Here is a 19287-nt window from a genome sequence, read left to right as displayed (position 1 = left end):
GTGTGATAAATAACAAGCGGCAAACATTGAAAAATTTTTTAAAAATATCGATAGCAATATATTGCTTCTTAATATCTGACTTATCATTTGCTCAAATATCAGATGATAAAAGGTTATGGTTACATTATTTTAATTCCATAAAGCTAAATAAGAAATGGAGTATTGATACTGATGCTGCTTATTTGCACCAGTTTGATGTAACGGCAAATAGAGTACAAGCTCGTTCAGGGGCAAAGTATAAAATCAACAAGAATTTTTCTATCAGACTTGGGATTGGTTATTTTTATGTATTTGATTCAGAAGGAGCAAATGTATCAGAAATACGTCCAAACCAAGATTTAATCGGGAAACATTTTCTAAGTAGAAATAAATCTTGGTATTTTACTCAAAGAGCAAGGTTTGAAGAGCAGTTTTTAACCACTACTATACAAGGCGAAGAAAATAAAGAAAAGGATCAGAAAAATAGACTTAGGTATTCTTACATGGTAAGAAAAGCTATCAATTCTTGGACTTTTGGTATTGGGGGTGAAATGTTTATAAATTTTAACGATAAGTCTACAAATGCTTTTGTCAATAAACATAGAGCCTATGCAGTCATTAATAAAAAGTTAAATGATAACCTCGCTTTAGAAGCTCAATATATAAGAGAGGATAGTTTTAAAAACCAACAAGGGTCTGTTCATCATGCAGATGTTTTAAGACTATGCGTGAAGCAGGTTATTCACACTAAAAAATAATTTAATTTGTGCTACCACATACATTTGTTCTTTATTAGTAAGACCAATAAAAAGGGGTAGGCTCAAAATAGAATTGGCGATTTTTTCGGAAACGGGAAAATCGCCTTTTTTGTACCCTAAATTTGCTACAGATTTTTGTAGGTGGATTGGGACAGGATAGTGAACTATAGTTTGGATGTTCTTTTCTTTTAAAAACGCTGATAATTGATCTCTATGCTCTGTCAATATTGTAAATAAATGATAGACATGCCCGACAGTATTCTCTATTTCAAACATACTGATATCCCCTATTCCTAATAATTCTTTTGCGTAAATTGCTGCTATTTTTTTTCTTTCCAATGTCCACTCTGGTAAATATTTTAGCTTTACCGATAATACTGCTGCTTGTAAATTATCTAATCTAGAATTTTCACCTAATACATCATAATAGTACTTTTCAGAAGACCCATAATTTCTAATTGCTTTGCATTTATCTGCTAATTCCTTACTATTTGTAGTTATTGCACCACCATCACCTAATGCTCCTAAATTTTTTCCTGGATAAAAACTTGTTGCATTAATATGACCAAAACTACCTGTAAATTGGTTTTTAAGAGTTGCAAGATGAGCTTGAGCGTTATCTTCAATAAGGTAAATTTCTTTCCCTTTAATCAATTTTAATATAGATAATACATCTGCAACATTACCATACATATGAACAGGTAGTATTGCTTTTGTTTTTGAGGTTATGCTCTTTTTTAATAAATCAATGTCTATTAAACCATCTTTTTGATTTACATCTACTAGAATAGGTTTAGCACCAACAAGTACTACTGCTTGTAAGGTAGCAAAAAATGTATTTGCTGGAATAATTACCTCATCTCCCTTATTAATATCAAGTGCTAATAATGCTATTTTTAGTGCATCTAAGCCGTTACCAACACCTACACAATAATTTACTCCTGTTGCTTTGGCGTATTGCTCCTCAAACGCAGTTAACTTCTCACCTAAAATAAAATCATTTGCATTATAAACCTGTTCAATTGCAGATAATACTTCCTTTTTAATTGAAGTATGAATACTATCTAAAGACAAAAAAGGTACTATCATATACTTATTTTTTAATAAATGTATAGATAATACCTTTTCTCTTATTTCTAAAGAAATTAATACGCAAATTCTTCTATTGGAAGATACTCCTCTTTGGGATCAACAAATACCTGTTCATCAAGAATTACAATTGGTGTTTTTAACAAGGAGGGGAAATCGACTAATGTTCTGATTAGAACAACATCACTCATTTCGTAAAAATCATCTGAAAAGCATCTATACCAAGGTGACTTCTCATTAATCAACACAGAAGATGGTTTTACTCTCATTTTTTCGAGAATATCAACAAGCAATCGTTCTGATAGTGGACAAGCATTGACTTCAATCTCTCTTAGATCTGTGATTTTTAAATTTACATCATTTGCAAATTTACTTTGTTTCGGACAAGAACTGTCATAAAGGATAACAGGTCTTTTAGTTATTGATAGTGACATGGTGGTAGTTTATTGGATACAGGTATATTATTATATCATAATTTAGTAATAAATGCTTCCAATTATCGAAATCTTCATCATCAAGAATTATTGATAATTATCATACTTTTTAATACTGTATCGTTTTTTGGATTATTAATAGTGGAAAAATGTTAGCAACTAATACACATCTAGTGTATATTTAATTCATTCCGTCTATTAATTTAGTGAAAAATCAAACCTAAAGCAAAAAAAATGAAATCACATTTCAGATTACATGTATTCTACGAAGTAGTTCAACGTCAGAGTTTTACAAAAGCCTCTGAAGTTTTAGGGATTTCACAACCTGCTGTAACTAAACACGTTAGAGCTTTAGAGGAGGAATACCAATTACCTTTGTTAGAAAGAAAAGGTGTAATTATTCATTTAACTCAAGCTGGTGAAATATTAAAGATTTATTGTGAAAAGATTTTTAGCTTAGAAAGGCAATTAACTTTTGAAATGGATGCCTTAAAAGATCATCAAGGAGGTACTATACGTATTGGTGCAAGTACTACAATTGCACAATATATTATACCTAGCGTGATTGCGGAATTTCAGCAAAAAGTAAAAGATGCAAAGGTCGAGATTAAAAGTGGTAATACAGAAGCTATAGAAAATTGGCTTATTGAAGATAAAATAGATATTGGTATGATTGAAGGTTCCCCACATAGAGGAGGGCTAAAATATATACCTTTTTTAAATGATGAATTGGTATTAGTTGCATCATCTAAATTTAATAAGCTACAAACTGTAGAATTGCAAGATATTTTTTCTAAACCCATTGTAATGAGAGAACAAGGAAGTGGAACTAGAAAAATAATTGAACATGCTTTAAAAGGAGAATCTCTATCTATAAATGATTTAAATATAATTATGGAGTTAGATACAACCGAAAGTATAAAAAGATACATTGCTTCATCTCCTAATTATGCAATTCTATCTATCTACTCTGTTCTTGATGAATTAAATAGAGATCAACTTCAAATAATTGATATTGAAAATTTTGAGATGAACAGAAAGTTACATTTTGTTATAAAGGAAGGTGGATCTATAGGCTTAGGAAATAAATTCATGGATTATACAATGCTTCATTATAACAAAAAGTAATAACCAATTACTTTTCTGAATTATTATTCATCTAATTTTTGAACACATTTGTATGTAATCAAAAATTAAAATTTATGAATAATATATCGATTCAAAATATTAAATCTTATCCAACTTTAAACAAAGTTGTTTATATAACTTTAGCCTTACTAACATTAACTCCTTGGGTATCTACTGCTGTTGCTTTATTTAGTGGTATTTTCTTTGCTATTTTCTTTAAACTACCCAATCAACAATTAAACAAAAAAATTAGTAGTAGTCTTTTAAAATGGTCTGTAGTCTTTTTAGGTTTTGGTTTAAATGCTACAGATGCTATTAAAACGGGCTCTGAGGGTTCTTTAATTACTTTTACTAGTATTGCCTTAACATTAACTATGGGAGGTATTCTAGGTAGAAAATTTGGGCTCGATAAAACAATATATAGACTTATTGCCTCTGGAACGGCAATTTGTGGAGGAAGTGCAATTGCAGCAATGGCCCCAGCTTTAAAAGCCAATGAAAGACAAATTTCTGTAGCTATGGGTACAGTCTTTATTTTAAATGCTGTGGCTTTAGTACTTTTCCCGGTAATAGGTAAATACCTAGATATGTCACAGAATCAATTTGGCTGGTGGGCTGCTTTGGCTATTCATGATACTAGTGCTGTTGTAGGTGCTGCGCAAGCCTATGGTGAAGAAGCATTAAAAATTGCAACAACAGTTAAATTAACACGAGCTCTATGGATTGTACCTATTTCTTTAATTGCTGCTTTTAGCCAATCAGGTAAAATCAACTTTAAAACAATGCCTACATTTATTTTAGGTTTTGTAATTGCAATGCTTATCAATTCATATATTCCAAGTACTCATGTTATTGCTCCTATTTGTAATTTCATTGCTCACAAAGGTTTGGCATTATCATTATTTACTATTGGTTGTACTTTAGATTTAGATAGCGTAAAACATGTAGGAACTAAGCCAATGTATCAAGGTATTATATTGTGGTTCTGTGCATCTATTGTATCATTAGTTGCAGTAATGCATTTATTTAATTAACAAAAAAGATTTCAGTTTACTATGAAGAACCTTTGTATAATAAATTATTCAAAGGTTTTTTTTGTTATTTTTATAAATAATCTAATACCTATTTATATGCATATATCCCATACCAAAAAGAATATTCTTATTAGCCTGCTAGTTCTTGTTCTACTACCTGTTGCTCTATTAGTAATTATAGAGTTCGGAACTTATAGATTAGAGAAACTAGCTACAGATACTTTAAAAGAAATCGCAATAGGAAAAAAAGGGAAAGGGTATTTTGTCAATTTTCAAGATTTTGATATCAATTGGTCTTCTAGCAAGATAAAAGCTATAGGCATTACCATTATTCCTAATATTCAAGATAATCATAACGATTGGATCAATGGGTCGGTTGATACTCTTAGCATTCAATTCAAAAATATTTTCAGTAGTGCTATTTTAGGTGAAGTAAACCTTGAACACATCAGAATAATTCATCCTAACATTCAATATTTTTGGATAAACCAAGATAAAAAAGTAGTTACTAAAAAAACGGGTAAACATTCACCTATACCTAAACTAGATGTGCTTAGTAAAAGGTTATCCTCTATCGGGATTTCTTCTATTGAAATTAGAGATACTGAATTTAATGGATATTCTGTAGATAAAAATAATAAGCACAAACATGTTTTTCATTCCAAACAGAATTTCATTATCGAAGGTATTGAGTTTAATCTTGATGAAAACAACATTAATAAAATTATAAACATCAAAACATTTATGTTCTCTTGTGGACCTACATTTATGAGAAAAGGTGGAAGTTTATATGGGTATGAATTTGATAGTCTAGTTATTAATAACCAGAATGATTTTATTACACTTTCAAAATTTAAACTTCATCCTCTTTATTCTGACAAATTGTTTTTTGATATATCAGGAAAACAAACTGATAAAATGACATTGGAAATTGAAGAATTGAAAGGGTCTGGTTTTAAACCTGAGCACTTATTTAACCGGGATATTATTGCATTAAATAAAATTTCCGTAGATCAATTAAATTATGATATCTACAGAGATAAAAACTATCAGGAGGACACCTCTAAATATAAAGAACTACCCAATAAATTAATTAAAAGAATGAAGATTGATCTGCAAATTGATACAATCAATATAAATCAAAGTGCGATCTCTTACAGAGAAAAAAGTAAAGATGCAGACAATCCAGGTATACTTCGATTAAGTAAAATAAATGGTAGTATTCATAATATCAATTCTACAAGTAATTCCCCTATCAAAATTGATTTAAAATTTAACTTCTTAAGTAAATACCCTGCCTATTTAAAATCTTCAATATCTTTGGATACTACCTCTAATTGGTTTTTAAAAGCAGATGGTCATATATCAAAGTTTCCTCTTGTTGCATTAAATAATTTTACACACAACAACCTTGGTGTTCTATTTCAAAGAGGATATTCTCAAAAAATAAATTTTAATCTGACTCTAAATAATGATATTGGTAGAGGTAATTTAGATTTTTTTTACAATGATTTAAAACTAAAAATTACAGGTAAAAATGACATGAAAGTTAGCTTTGTAGAATCATTAGCTGGTTTTGCTGCAAATAATATTGTTGCCTATAAAAATAATTGGGATGACAAAAGAGCTAGACATGCGCCATTATATTTTAAGAGAGTAACCTATAAATCGCCAATTCATTATTTAATTCATACTATATTATCGGGTGCACCAACCTCAGTAATTGGTTCGTACTCACAGTTACCCCCTGAGGAGAGGAAAGCGTATAAACATCACAAAAAAGCTACTCACCAATAAAAGTAATAACCAAAGATCTGGCTCCACCTCTATTTCTATGCTCACCTAGATATATACCTTGCCAAGTACCTAAAAGAGGTCTTCCATTATTAATTGGGATAGATACTGATGTTCCTAAAGTTGCTGTTTTTAAATGAGCTGGCATATCATCAGCTCCCTCATAAGTATGTTCGTAATAAGGTGCATTTTCTGGATGAACTCTATTAAAATGATTTTCAAAATCTGTTCTTACAGAAGGATCTGCATTTTCATTTATAGTAAGTGATGCAGAAGTATGTTTTATAAACACCTGTAAAATACCTGTATAACCTTTTATTTCAGGCACTTTAGACAAAACCTCATCTGTTATAATATGGTATCCTCTTGAATAAGGTCTTAATTGTATTTCTTTTTGTAAAACCATTTTTACTAAAAAAAAAAAGCTGCATTTTTAATTAATGCAGCTTCGTTATAAATCTTATATTCCTAATTGTTCAAATAGTTTTTCTATGTCTTCGCTAGATGGTCTTGGAGCATCTGCTGCTTTCACTTTTCCTTTTTTATCTAATAAAATAAACCTTGGAATAGATTGAATATTAAATTTTTGAACAAAATCATTATTATCTGCAAAATGGAACTGATTACCTTCTAACCCTTTTTTGATCACCATTTTTTTCCATGCTTCTGTATCTTGATCTACCGATAAACTTACAAAAACTACATCTTTACCATGATGCTTTTTTTCTAAATCTTGTAAAGAAGGAATTTCTCTTAAACAAGGTCCACACCAAGATGCCCAAACATCTATGTAAACATATTTACCTTCAAATTGCTTGAAGTCAACTTTTTCACCTTTTAAATCCTTAAAAGTATATAACTCCTTATCAGCTTTTGGTAAAAATGAAAAACTTGCGAATACTAATGTGATGATTGCCCCTAAAAGTGGGAGAATTAATTTCTTTTTCATAATGAGTGCGTGTATAAAATTATTGTTCAATGTAAAGATGCAAAATGGATTTCTAAAACTATAGGATATAATTCCTTTGTATGTGTCTATTCTTCCTAAAACATTAGAATGCAAAAAAAAGGCCGATAAGTTAAAACCTATCGACCTTTTGTAATCATTGGTATATTGCTATACTAGATAATATCTAAAGAACGGTTGATAAATGCAGTAAGATCAGCACCTTTCAAGTTACCTTGAGATAGTTTTGCTAAATCATAAGCATGTTTTACCAATTTATCTTGAGCATCTGTATTTTCTTCTTTCAAGATTCTTCCAACAAGTTCACTGTTACCGTTAATAGTTACAGTATCACCACCTGGGAATCCGCCAAACATGCCACCCATGCCACCTTGCATTGCTGACATTTCTTCCATTCTACGCATAAACTCAGGTTTAGTAATCATTACCGGAAGTTCATCAGCTGTCATAGCTTCAACTTTAGGCTCTAATTTGTCGTTGTTTAATGCTCTTTTAAAGATATCTACTAAATTCTTAGTTTCATCTTCAGTTAGAACTGATTCGTTTTTCTCATCTGTTTCAATCAAGTTGTTTACAGTATCAGAGTCGATACGCTTCATTGTAACATTTTCGAACTTATGCTCTGTATTGCTAACAAAATGATTATCAATCATAGTGTCCATTTTCAAGACATCATACCCTTTCTTCTTAGCAGCTTGGATGTAAGTATCTTGAGTACCTTGATCCGAAGCATATAAGAATACAGATTTACCATCTTTATCAACTTGGTTAGAAGCAATATGCTCTTTGTATTCTTCAAGCGTAAATTTCTTGCCATCAATGTTTTCAAAAAGGCAGAATTTTTTCGCTTTGTCAAAGAATTTATCATCAGTCATCATTCCGTATTTTACGAATAGACCAATACTTTCCCATTTCTTCTCATAGTTCTCACGGTCATTTTTGAACAAGCTGCTCAATCTATCACCTACTTTACGTGTAACGTAGCTAGAAATTTTCTTTACGTTAGCATCAGATTGTAAGTAAGAACGAGAAACGTTCAATGGAATATCTGGAGAATCAATTACACCATGCATTAAGCGTAAGAACTCAGGCATGATTTCCTCTACATTGTCAGTGATAAATACCTGACGAGAGTACAATTGAATTTTATCTTTATGAGGAGTGATATCTTCGCTTACTTTAGGGAAGTAAAGAATACCAGTTAATTCGAATGGATAATCTACATTTAAGTGAATCCAGAATAAAGGCTCCTCAGACATTGGATACAACTCCTTGTAGAAGTTTAAGTAATCCTCGTCTGTTAATGTTTTAGGATCTTTAGTCCATAAAGGTTCGTTTTTATTGATGATATGTGGTTCAACAATTTCCACATCTTTAGCATCATCACCTTCACCTTCTTTTTCTGTTCTCTTATCAACACCTACTTGAATTGGAATAGGCATAAATTTAGAGTAACGATCTAAGATCTGACGTAAACGGTGCTCGTCTACAAATTCTTCAGAATCTTCGTTTACATGAAGAACAATTGTAGTTCCTCTATCCGCCTTGTCAGATGGTGTGATTTCGTAAGTAGTAGATCCATCACATTCCCATTTAACAGCTGGCTCGTCTTTAAACGACTTAGTGATTACATCAACATTATCAGCAACCATAAATGCAGAATAGAAACCTAAACCGAATTTACCAATGATAGTTGATGTATCTACATCTTTAAATTTTTCAACAAATTCTGTTGCTCCAGAAAATGCTACTTGATTAATATATTTTTCAACCTCATCTTCGGTCATACCAAGACCTCTGTCAGTAATTGAGATTGTTTTTGCTTCTTTATCTACATCAACTTGGATTGTTAGATCTCCTAATTCCCCGTTGAATTCTCCCATAGATGCTAACTTTTGAAGTTTCTGAGTTGCATCAACTGCGTTTGCTACTAATTCACGTAAAAATATATCGTGATCAGAATACAAGAACTTTTTAATTATTGGAAAGATATTTTCAGTATTTACTGAAATAGAACCTTTTGACGCCATTTTATCTATATTTAGTTTAATAAATTACTTTTAAAAGCTAAATGGTATATTCTACCAATTCAGCATCATGACTATTTCCAAATTGCATACCATACCGAAAAAATAGTTTTTTTGTCAGTTTAATCTGTCGAAATGTCAGTTATCCTATAGTAATTTGGATTGAATCGGTTTTCTATTGGGTTTCAAGAAAAAATAGTATAAATTTGCAATAGTAATTTCAACTATTATAATTGGAATTAAAGTATAGCAATGGAAATAAGAGCAAATCTTGTTTCAAAAACTAATTTGAAAACTCTCTAATAAACATATATCTAACGGGCATAAATTTAGCTAATCAATAAATCTCGAGATTATATTTTCTCATGAATGTTTAGACATAATAATACATTCCAGTATTATTTATTTCCCTACAGATTATTTAAGAGTATTTTAAAAAACGTCGTAAGACCAGATTTTGGTCTTGCCTTCAAATTTGTATAAGTAGTCACACATCATAATGAAAGGCTGTCGAACATTTCGACAGCTTTTTTCTTACATATCATTTTGATTTTTAATCAAATAGTCTTTAAATGTGCAATATCTTCCCAATAGGTACTAATGAATTGAATATGTTTTCAATAAATCTGAAATTTATTCATTCTAACTATTAGCTTTGTCTTTCATAAGTAACTTTTATAATCATTATATGACATTTGAATCCCTTGGCGTAATGCCATCTATCCTTGAAGCACTTGAAACTCGTGGATATACAACACCAACTCCTATTCAAGAAAAATCTATCCCTTTTATTTTAGAAGGTCGTGATTTACAAGGATGTGCACAAACAGGAACAGGTAAAACTGCAGCCTTTTGTATACCAATTATTCAGCGTCTTTCTCAGAATCCTAAAAAGGGGAATAAAATTAGAACATTAATTTTAACACCTACTAGAGAGTTAGCCTTACAAATTGGAGAAAGTTTCAGTGAGTATAATGAGAATAATAATTTAAAACAGCTTGTTATTTTTGGTGGTGTATCTCAAGAAAAACAAGTTAAAAGATTAAAACAAGGTGTAGATGTTCTAATAGCAACTCCTGGTCGTTTATTAGATTTAATGCAGCAAAAGTTTATATCTCTTTCTCACTTAGAAATTTTTGTTCTAGATGAGGCTGACAGAATGTTAGATATGGGTTTTATCCATGATATAAAGAAGATATTAAAAGTACTTCCAGAGAAAAGACAATCTTTATTTTTCTCTGCAACTATGCCTGATAGTATTGTACAGATCTCTAACAGAATTCTTACAAAACCTAAAAAAGTAGAAGTTACTCCTGTTTCTTCTACTGCAGAAACTATCGATCAATTTATTTATTATGTAGATAAACGTAATAAGAAAAAGTTACTTTTTGAAGTATTAGAAGATGAGTCTATGGATTCCATTCTAATTTTTACACGTACCAAAAGAGGAGCAAATCACATTGCCGGTACTTTAAGTGATAAAGGTGTTAAAGCTGAAGCAATACACGGTAATAAATCTCAAACTGCAAGACAAAGAGCTTTATCTAATTTTAAAGATAAAAAAATTAGAGTATTAGTTGCTACTGATATTGCTGCAAGAGGGATTGATATCAGCCAACTAAAATTTGTAATTAATTTTGAGGTATCTGATACTCCAGAAACTTATGTACATAGAATTGGTAGATCTGGCCGCGCAGGAGAAGAAGGTGTTGCATACACTTTTGCTGATGGCTCTGAATTAAAAGATGTAAAGGCCATTGAGAAATTAATTGGTAAAAGAATACCTGAAATTAAAGATCATTCTTTCCCAATGCTTGAGAAAGAAAGTGACCTTGCAAAGGTTACTGCCAAAAAACAAAAACAAGGACAAAGAATTAGGTCTAAAGGTGCTCCTAAGAAAGGTAGAAATACATCTTCTGGTGGTGGCAATAGTGGCGGAAATAATAGAAATAGAGCGAGAAGAGGTAACACTAAAAAATCTTAACTTACTCATAATCCAAAAGAAGGTTACTACTTAATATTAAGTAGTAACCTTCTTTTTTATAAATTAATTTCTTCAATTCTAATAAATGTTCCGTAAACAGAAGACTCTATTGTAATCGTCCCTCCAATGACATTTGAACGGTATTTAATATTTTTGAGTCCAATTCCTTCATTTATTTTTTTTATATCAAAGCCAATTCCGTTATCCTCATAAATAATACGGCCAATATTTGCATTCTTTTCCCCAAAAAACTGTAAATATATAGAAGTAGCATTACTATGTTTTTTTGCATTGGTTAGTAACTCTTGTGTAATTCTATAACAATGGTTTAAATTGTCTGAATTTGTACTTTCGGGCCATGAGTGAAACTGAAGATAAACATGCATGTTTTCATTATTATACCTTGCTCCTAAATCTAAAATAGCTTCTTTAAAGTTAATAGAATCAAGTGTTGGAGATAGTAAACCATGGCTCATATCTCTAACTACTTTTATCGTTTTAGAAATTATGGATTTAATTTCTTTATCACCTAAATCATCTGATTTATTTACTAGTGCTAAATTTCCGCCAACATAATCATGGAGCTCCCTTCCTATTCTATTTCTTTCTTCTTCCTGTCCTCTAAGAATGGCTTGTGAGTATTCTTTTTCGTAATTTTTTTGAGAAATTAATAATGAATTATGCTCTTCATACACCTTTAGTAAGTGATTAATCAAGATAGCAAAGTATGATAGTGATTCGTATGTAATAAAAATATAATAAAGATAATCTGTAAAATTAGCCCTTTCTATTATCCCCATATGAGGTAAAGAAACAAAAACTGCAATTACAAAAAGCCTTGAAATAAAAACGATGAATGTATATTTTGCTAATGAATTATTTTTATTCCATTGTTTTAACAAAACATAAAAACACAAGCCAAAACTAATCCATGATAAAAGAACAATACTTGTAAAAATACTTGCTACAACAATGTAATTAGATACATATACCAGCAACAAGGTAGTTAGAACTGTATAAGTAAATATTCCTGGTGTTATCCATATTAATATTTTTCTAAAACTCGGGTCCCTATCTGCAATATAATAGTAGAAATACATCAGAAATGTAACGTATATCATATTCGCTACATGCCTTATCACATAGTTTAATTGCTCTAATTCTATTGGTATATATTTTAAAAATAAGCCCAGTTCACTTTCTGCAAAAAGTAACCCTCCATAAAATGATATCGCATAAAAAACAAATATTTTTTTCCTCGTAGATAGGCCTATTATCAAACCCAAAGTAAGAAATACTAATACAATAATTCTTAATATTTTTATTACTTCTCGCTCATTATGTACATTGTTATAAAAGGTATCACTTTCATATAAAAATATGTCGGTATGCGTAGGCCAACCTTCACCATCCATAAAATAGTATATTTCTTTTGTCTCCCCTGCCTCAAAACTCAAAGGGATAGAATACCCTCTAAAATTGTAATTATTCTCTTCTTGATGGAAATCTGATTTTGTACCTGCATTAATTATTTCTAAATCTTTCTTATCTGATTCGATCCATAATTTAAAAACTGGAATAAGAGTATATTTAAAACAAAGAATTTTATCAATTTTTTGATTACTCTCAATGGTTAATTTACACCACTTACCTTTATTAAAAGGTCCGTTTGAGAGGCCACTAATTGATTGATCAATCCATAGGTTGGGAAAATATGGAATGTCATTAATTATTAATGGAGATTCATCTGCATAAATCTGCACTCCTTCTGTACAATTTAATACTTGCTGACTATCAGCTTTAATTAAAAAACCGAAAGTGTTAGTAGCATATAGTAGTAATAAAAAAATTAATAAACGACAGTAGATGAACATAGATAGTTAATGATAGTTTTACTCGGTTGCTTTCTGAAAAATTTAGCCTAAACTAAAGTAGATATTATAATAAGAAATATAGAAACAGTTTATAATTAAACCTAAACTAATAGATTATCAATTGCATATTTTACTAGATCTGCTCTATTTTCAATATTCAATTTCGATTTAATATTTCTATTATGTGTTTTAACTGTTTCTGTACTGATAAATAGTTCAGTTGCAATATCAGCATTACTCCTGCCTTTGGCAACTAACTTTAATATATCTTCTTCGCGCGGTGATAGGAAAACCTCATTATCTTTTGTAGAAGATTCTAGAATGTGTTTAATTCTTTCAGAAAAATAAGTGCCATTATTTTTTAAACTATCAATAGCTTTTACAAATTCTTTTGCATTATCATCTTTAAGAATATAACCATTAATTTTCTGTTCTATGGTTTTCTTTATAATAGAAGGTTTATCGTGCATTGTTACGATAAGAAATTTAGTTTTTCTGCCAACCAATTTCTTTTGAGCTCTTTCAATAAATTCAAAACCTTTCATTTGCGGCATATCCATATCAATTAAAATGATATCATATATTCCTAATGGAAGTTTTAAAGCTTCTTCAGGATTAGAAATAGATTGAACTTCGGCGGTAAAGTGTTTTTTTATTAGTTGTTCTATTCCCATACTAAATAGTATATGGTCATCAACAATTAATATATTAATAGAATACATAGTGAGTAGGTAAGTCGTTTTTATAATCCAGTTGTTGTAAAACTTTTCTATAATAGTAGTCAAGTTTGTATAAATGTAAATATGATGATTTATACACATATAACATAAAAAACAAAGTAGTTTTTATGCAATGTATTCTATTTCATAAATTGAATTAGTGTAGTTTTTTTGTTCTTAAGACAAAAAAAATCATACTTACTTATTGTAAATATGATTCTTTAGTTAGTATCTCTCCTTATCTTGTAGTTTAAAATCAAACAATCTACTAAGTCCCATTGATAATAAACCTACTCCAATAATTCCTCTAATTTCTAAAAACGAAAACAATTCATTAATTATTAGAAACATTGAACAAACTAATGCTACGATACTTGTTAAAATTGACAATACTTTTAAAAAGGACTTTTTCTTTAAATGAAGTCCAAGGTTTAATGAACTTATAGATTTTGATAATAACCAAAACCCAGAAAAGTATATGATAAAATATCGACCTAATTCATTACTAAACACTAATATAGCACTCATCAATAAATCATATACAGTATTAATTAAATTAAAACCCCAGCTAAATATTTTTGATTTATTTGTAATTATAAAATTTATTTCAAACAACGCATTGATCAATAATATTGCAGCAAAGAATTCTGTTAACTGAAAATTTGAGCCAAAAGGAATAATCAAAAGAAGTGCCCCTATAAGTATATAAGAAACTCCTGTAAGACCAGACATCCACCAATAGGGCGTCAATTTTTCGTCATGTGTTCTTATAAATGTCTTCATCACTAACTTTGTTTAAATATATACAATTAATAACGTATAGAAATGAATTTCAGTTTCTAATCTTAAAATATTTTAACGAGTATATTCTAAATTCACTCTTAAAAAAATACTTACTAACCAGCTGTAAATATTTATTTGCTCTTAATAGGATTATAAAGCTATAAATTATTAAAGGTAATAATTTATAATAAATGTCAACAACTTGAATTCTATTTCAAATGCAATTACTAATGTTTACTGTATTACATTACTTTTATGCTCTTAAAAATAACCTGCTTATATTGGCTGTTAAGATTAAAATGTATTAAATAAGAAAAGTTATGATAGAGTGGAAAGACTACAAAATCAATATACAGTCTGAATTATCTGAATTTGACAAAGAAACTATCTGTAAACTTTGGAATAAAGAATATCCAATGCAATTGGCTTTCGAGAATATTGATGCTCTAAATACATACCTTAATAACTTAGAAAATAAGCAACATATTTTAGTTAAAAATTATGGCAACCAAATAGTAGGTTGGTTTTTCTGTTTTGAGAGGGAAAAACAAACTTGGTTTGCGACAATTGTAAATAGTTTTTATCAACATCAACGTATTGGCTCAAAGCTTTTGACATTAGGAAAACAAAATTTTGGCAAATTAAATGGTTGGGTAATAGATCATGACAGGTATTATAAATCAGATGGCAAGAAATATTTATCACCAATAAACTTCTATTTGAGAAATGGGTTCAAAATAGATAATGATAGACTAGAATTACCTACTTTATCAGCAGTAAAAATATCGTCCTTTTAAAAAAGAAAAAACTCCCTACACTGTAAACAATGTAGGGAGTTTATATATCTATATCAGACTAGATTAGTCTTCTAAAGCTGCAATACCAGGAAGAACTTTACCTTCCATTAATTCTAACATTGCACCACCACCAGTAGAGATGTATGATACTCTGTCTCCGAATCCTAAAGTATTAACCGCTGCAGCAGAATCTCCACCACCGATTAATGAGAATGCACCGCCTTCAGTTGCTTCAGCAACAGCAGTTGCAACTGCTGTAGTACCAGCTGCAAAGTTAGCCCATTCAGAAACACCCATTGGTCCGTTCCAAAGAACTGACTTCGATTCTTTAATTACTTTAGAGAATTCAGCAGATGCTTTTGGTCCAATATCAAGACCCATGTAACCGTCTGCAATTGCATTAGAATCGTAAGATGCAACAGTTGCATCCTCACCAAATTTATCACCACAAACAGAATCAACTGGTAATAATAAATTCACTCCTTTTGCTTTTGCTTTTTCGATTAATTCTAAAGCAAGATCTAATTTATCTTCTTCACATAAAGAGTTACCAATAGTACCTCCTTGCGCTTTAAAGAATGTATATGCCATACCACCACCGATAATAATATTATCAGCAACATCCATGATACGTTCAATTAATAAGATTTTATCAGAAACCTTAGCACCACCCATAATTGCAGTGAAAGGACGTTGAGGGTTTTCTGTAATTTTCTTAGCATTTTCAATTTCTGCTGCCATTACATAACCAGAAACTTTATCTTCCATGAATTTAGCAATTACAGCAGTAGAAGCGTGAGCTCTATGTGCAGTACCAAACGCATCCATAACCCAAACATTACCTCTTGAAGCTAATTTTTGAGCAAAAGCTTCGTCACCTTTCTTTTCTTCTTTGTAGAAACGAAGGTTATCTAAAAGCATTACTTCACCTGGCTTAAGATCTGCTGCCATTGCATCTGCTTCAGCACCAATAGGATCTCCACCAAATTTTACTTCAACACCTAATTTTTCAGAAAGTGTAGCAACAAGGTGCTTTAAAGAGAATTTTTCTTCAAAACCATCTTTCGGACGTCCCATATGAGACATCAAGATAGCTGAACCACCATCTGCAATGATCTTCTTTACCGTAGGAATAACTGCATTAATACGTGTAAAATCACGGATTGAGAAATCAGGATTTAACGGCACGTTTAAGTCTACACGTACTACAGCTTTTTTTCCTTCGAAATTATAAGAATCGATCGTTTTCATAATTTTAAACTATGTTTAATAGATTATTTTGAATTTTAATTTTGCAGACGCAAACTAGACCTATTAATCGAGTAAAAAAATGATCAAAATCAGACTTCAAAAAGAAATCATTAAGCGTAAAAATCACTGTTTTAAACAATAAGTGTCAAGTTTTTTATCAGATAACTAATTTTGGCCGGCTGCCAAAGTGTTCTACTTACTTTAACCCAAAAGCATAAGAAAATGATACCTTCGTTAACATACTTTCAATTAATCATCTTTAATTCATAACTTAATGTAGTGTTATCAATCACTTTAAATTCACTACCTAATTAAATTTATAAAATGAATACGTTCAATTTCAACACTATTCCTTCGCAAAAAGGCCGAGTAGCTATTATTACTGGTGCCAATATTGGCTTGGGATATGAAACCACTAAGTTTTTTGTAAAAAAAGATATTAAAGTGGTGATGGCTTGTAGAAATATTGAAAAAGCTGAAAAGGCAAAACTGGAAATCATTAAAACTGTTCCGAGTGCAAAAATTATTGTGATGAAATTAGATTTAAATTCTTTACAATCTGTAAGAAATTTTGCGAGTGAATATAAAGAACAATTTGATAGATTAGACTTACTTATTAATAATGCAGGAATAATGGTTCCTCCATTTGCTAAAACTGAAGATGGTTTTGAAAGTCAGATGGGCGTAAATTATTTTAGCCATTTTGAATTAACTGGCTTACTTCTACCACTATTAGAAAAAACAGAAGGATCTAGAATCGTTTCTTTAAGCAGTATGGCTCATAAAAATGGAAAAATAGATTTAAACAATCTCAATGCTGAGAAGGGATATTCTAAATTTGGTGCTTATAGCCAAAGTAAATTGGCTTGTTTAATGTTTGCCTACGAATTGAAAAGGAGACTTGAAAGAAGTGGAAGTAAAGTTCTGTCTGTGGCTGCTCATCCTGGAGGAGCCACAACTAATTTAGGGCAACATGTTCCTAAGTTTTTATACACAGTTATTGAAACATTATTTGGTGGATTTTTTAATACTCCTGAAATGGGGGCACTTCCAACTGTATATGCAGCTTTAGGAGATGATATTAAAAGTGGTGATTATACAGGACCAAATGGTTTCAATGAAATTAAAGGGCACAAGCCTAAAAAAGTCTCTTCAACAAAATACTCTCATAGAGAAGATATTTCTAAATTACTATGGGATGCTTCTGAACGTTTAACTGGTTTTACTTACTCAATTTAATCATATACTATATTTATGCTCCATTTATTTAGTCAACAATTTGGCGGACCTTTTTCTATTGAAGAACAGAAAAAATTAGAAAAATCAAAAAATTGGAAAGACGGAAAGTTTGAAAATCTTGAGTTGACTACCATGAATATCAACCTAAAAACTATTCCTGGTTTACTAAAAGCTCAACTTACAAACCGAGCTGCAAGAGCCCCGAAAGAAAATCTTCCTATTTGTCCTTTGGATAAAAAGAAATTTGAAAGTACACCAGATATTCCTAAATGTGTTTGGTACGGACATTCATGTGCCTTATTACAAATTGAAGGTACAACCATTTTAATAGATCCTATGCTAGGCCCTGATGCCTCTCCTATTGGGCCGGTTACAACAAAAAGGTTTAGTGAAAACAGTTTAGATATTATTGATCAGTTTCCTGAAATTGATGTACTAATGCTTACACATGATCATTACGACCATTTAGATTTAGCGAGTATCACGAAGTTGAAGACTAAAGTAAGGAAATATATTGTAGGGTTAGGATCTAAAAGGCATTTGATTAAATGGGGGATAAATGCAAATCTAATAACCGAAATGGATTGGTGGGATACTACGCTTTTTGAAGGAATTGAAATTACATATACTCCATCAAGACACTTTTCTGGAAGAGGTTTAACCGACAGAGCAAAATCGCTTTGGGGTGGATGGACGTTTATTACCGCAAATACAAGAATTTATTGGAGTGGTGACGGTGGCTATGGAGACCATTTTAAAGAAATTGGAGATAAACTCGGTCCTTTTGATTGGGGATTTATGGAAAATGGACAATACAACGAGAATTGGCACAGTATACATATGTATCCTGAAGAAAGTGTTCAAGCTGCACTTGATGCAAAAGTAGAAAATGCTTTGCCGGTACATTGGGGTGGATTTGTTCTTGCGCTTCACCCATGGAAAGAACCCATTGAGCGGTTTATTATTGAAGCAAAGAAAAAGGATTTAAAGTTTTTCACTCCTAAAATAGGAGAAGTAGTAACTCTTGGTAAAGAAGATAAACATACAAATTGGTGGGATAAACTTGATTAGTTCATTACAAACTCTGTAACTGATTCGTAAATTTCTATAACAAGAAAATCAGTTTCTTCAACAGTTTCTGTCGAAGCAATAACAGAACTTGATGTTAAAGTTACTGTGAGTTTAAACCAAAAGAATACTTTTCTAAAGTTTTGACGTAAAGCTATCATAATTTAAGTGACGTAAGTGATTGTGATTGATATAGTAGTGAGTGTAATCTAAATTACTTTACGAGGCTTTTTTAGAAAAAGATGTAATCATTAACGCATATTTAAAAATTCTTTAATTATGTTAAATTGTTAATTTTTATTCAATGTGATATGCTTCACACTTCGAGAAGTTTTAATACCCTTAATTTGTAATAGAAATTA

At 30.6% G+C, this 19287-nt stretch carries 18 protein-coding genes; 8 read left to right on the top strand and 10 right to left on the bottom strand.

The window, feature by feature from the left end; translation table 11 throughout:
* Positions 1-26 precede the first annotated feature (26 nt).
* Entirely contained in the window at positions 27-737 is a 711-nt protein-coding gene (locus tag KM029_RS16815) for a DUF2490 domain-containing protein (protein WP_158631091.1), read from the top strand.
* Here the strand turns inward: KM029_RS16815 and KM029_RS16810 are convergent.
* Both KM029_RS16810 and KM029_RS16805 read right to left on the bottom strand, forming a co-directional pair.
* Positions 702-1826 carry a DegT/DnrJ/EryC1/StrS family aminotransferase gene (locus KM029_RS16810; protein ID WP_144074350.1) on the bottom strand — a complete coding sequence of 375 codons (1125 nt, stop codon included), beginning with the start codon at positions 1824-1826 and terminating at the stop codon, positions 702-704. The two genes, KM029_RS16815 and KM029_RS16810, sit on opposite strands and share 36 nt — an antisense overlap.
* Positions 1827-1882: 56 nt before the next feature.
* Entirely contained in the window at positions 1883-2260 is a 378-nt protein-coding gene (locus KM029_RS16805; RefSeq protein WP_144074349.1) for an arsenate reductase family protein, read from the bottom strand.
* A gap of 234 nt (positions 2261-2494) precedes the next feature.
* Between KM029_RS16805 and KM029_RS16800 the strand changes: the two genes are divergently transcribed.
* From KM029_RS16800 to KM029_RS16790, 3 genes are all read left to right on the top strand, one after another.
* Positions 2495-3388, top strand: coding sequence for a LysR substrate-binding domain-containing protein (locus tag KM029_RS16800; protein WP_144074348.1), 894 nt, complete (start codon positions 2495-2497; stop codon positions 3386-3388).
* Between the two features lie 74 nt (positions 3389-3462).
* The gene (locus KM029_RS16795) at positions 3463-4422 is read left to right on the top strand and encodes a YeiH family protein (RefSeq protein WP_144074347.1); all 960 of its coding nucleotides are present in this window, start codon (positions 3463-3465) and stop codon (positions 4420-4422) included.
* A 96-nt stretch (positions 4423-4518) separates the two neighbouring features.
* Positions 4519-6219 (top strand): AsmA family protein, encoded by a 1701-nt coding sequence (locus KM029_RS16790; protein ID WP_158631090.1) that lies wholly within the window; start codon positions 4519-4521, stop codon positions 6217-6219.
* Here KM029_RS16790 and KM029_RS16785 read toward each other — a convergent pair.
* From KM029_RS16785 to htpG, 3 genes are all read right to left on the bottom strand, one after another.
* Entirely contained in the window at positions 6206-6622 is a 417-nt protein-coding gene (locus KM029_RS16785; RefSeq protein ID WP_144074345.1) for a secondary thiamine-phosphate synthase enzyme YjbQ, read from the bottom strand. The genes KM029_RS16790 and KM029_RS16785 overlap by 14 nt on opposite strands.
* 54 nt (positions 6623-6676) lie before the next feature.
* Positions 6677-7165: a TlpA family protein disulfide reductase gene (locus tag KM029_RS16780; protein ID WP_144074344.1), complete on the bottom strand. Its 489-nt coding sequence runs from the start codon at positions 7163-7165 to the stop codon at positions 6677-6679.
* Between the two features lie 173 nt (positions 7166-7338).
* Positions 7339-9213, bottom strand: coding sequence for a molecular chaperone HtpG (htpG, locus tag KM029_RS16775; RefSeq protein ID WP_144074343.1), 1875 nt, complete (start codon positions 9211-9213; stop codon positions 7339-7341).
* 685 nt (positions 9214-9898) lie between these two features.
* On the opposite strand from htpG, the gene KM029_RS16770 reads away from it, so the two are divergent.
* Positions 9899-11194 carry a DEAD/DEAH box helicase gene (locus KM029_RS16770; protein ID WP_144074342.1) on the top strand — a complete coding sequence of 432 codons (1296 nt, stop codon included), beginning with the start codon at positions 9899-9901 and terminating at the stop codon, positions 11192-11194.
* Positions 11195-11250: 56 nt separating this feature from the next.
* Here KM029_RS16770 and KM029_RS16765 read toward each other — a convergent pair whose 3' ends face one another.
* The 3 genes from KM029_RS16765 to KM029_RS16755 all read right to left on the bottom strand — a co-directional run bounded on the left by KM029_RS16765 (position 11251) and on the right by KM029_RS16755 (position 14570).
* On the bottom strand, positions 11251-13068 hold the full coding sequence (locus tag KM029_RS16765) for a sensor histidine kinase (protein WP_144074341.1): 1818 nt from the start codon (positions 13066-13068) through the stop codon (positions 11251-11253).
* 101 nt (positions 13069-13169) lie between these two features.
* The gene (locus KM029_RS16760) at positions 13170-13790 is read right to left on the bottom strand and encodes a response regulator transcription factor (RefSeq protein ID WP_158631089.1); all 621 of its coding nucleotides are present in this window, start codon (positions 13788-13790) and stop codon (positions 13170-13172) included.
* A 222-nt stretch (positions 13791-14012) separates the two neighbouring features.
* The gene (locus tag KM029_RS16755; RefSeq protein ID WP_144074339.1) at positions 14013-14570 is read right to left on the bottom strand and encodes a DUF308 domain-containing protein; all 558 of its coding nucleotides are present in this window, start codon (positions 14568-14570) and stop codon (positions 14013-14015) included.
* Between the two features lie 320 nt (positions 14571-14890).
* On the opposite strand from KM029_RS16755, the gene KM029_RS16750 reads away from it, so the two are divergent.
* On the top strand, positions 14891-15367 hold the full coding sequence (locus KM029_RS16750) for a GNAT family N-acetyltransferase (RefSeq protein WP_144074338.1): 477 nt from the start codon (positions 14891-14893) through the stop codon (positions 15365-15367).
* A 63-nt stretch (positions 15368-15430) separates the two neighbouring features.
* Here the strand turns inward: KM029_RS16750 and KM029_RS16745 are convergent, their stop codons facing one another.
* Entirely contained in the window at positions 15431-16618 is a 1188-nt protein-coding gene (locus KM029_RS16745) for a phosphoglycerate kinase (RefSeq protein ID WP_144074337.1), read from the bottom strand.
* Positions 16619-16942: 324 nt separating this feature from the next.
* Between KM029_RS16745 and KM029_RS16740 the strand changes: the two genes are divergently transcribed.
* Together KM029_RS16740 and KM029_RS16735 are read left to right on the top strand one after the other, a co-directional pair.
* Positions 16943-17857: an oxidoreductase gene (locus tag KM029_RS16740; RefSeq protein WP_144074336.1), complete on the top strand. Its 915-nt coding sequence runs from the start codon at positions 16943-16945 to the stop codon at positions 17855-17857.
* Between the two features lie 15 nt (positions 17858-17872).
* The gene (locus tag KM029_RS16735; RefSeq protein WP_144074335.1) at positions 17873-18928 is read left to right on the top strand and encodes an MBL fold metallo-hydrolase; all 1056 of its coding nucleotides are present in this window, start codon (positions 17873-17875) and stop codon (positions 18926-18928) included.
* Here the strand turns inward: KM029_RS16735 and KM029_RS16730 are convergent.
* Positions 18925-19086 (bottom strand): hypothetical protein, encoded by a 162-nt coding sequence (locus KM029_RS16730; RefSeq protein ID WP_158631088.1) that lies wholly within the window; start codon positions 19084-19086, stop codon positions 18925-18927. The genes KM029_RS16735 and KM029_RS16730 overlap by 4 nt on opposite strands.
* Positions 19087-19287 lie beyond the last annotated feature (201 nt).

The sequence above is a fragment of the Flammeovirga kamogawensis genome, assembly GCF_018736065.1.
Classification (GTDB): Bacteria; Bacteroidota; Bacteroidia; order Cytophagales; family Flammeovirgaceae; genus Flammeovirga; species Flammeovirga kamogawensis.
Note: the sequence above shows the minus strand (reverse complement) of the source record. Positions and strands in the feature narration are given on the sequence as shown.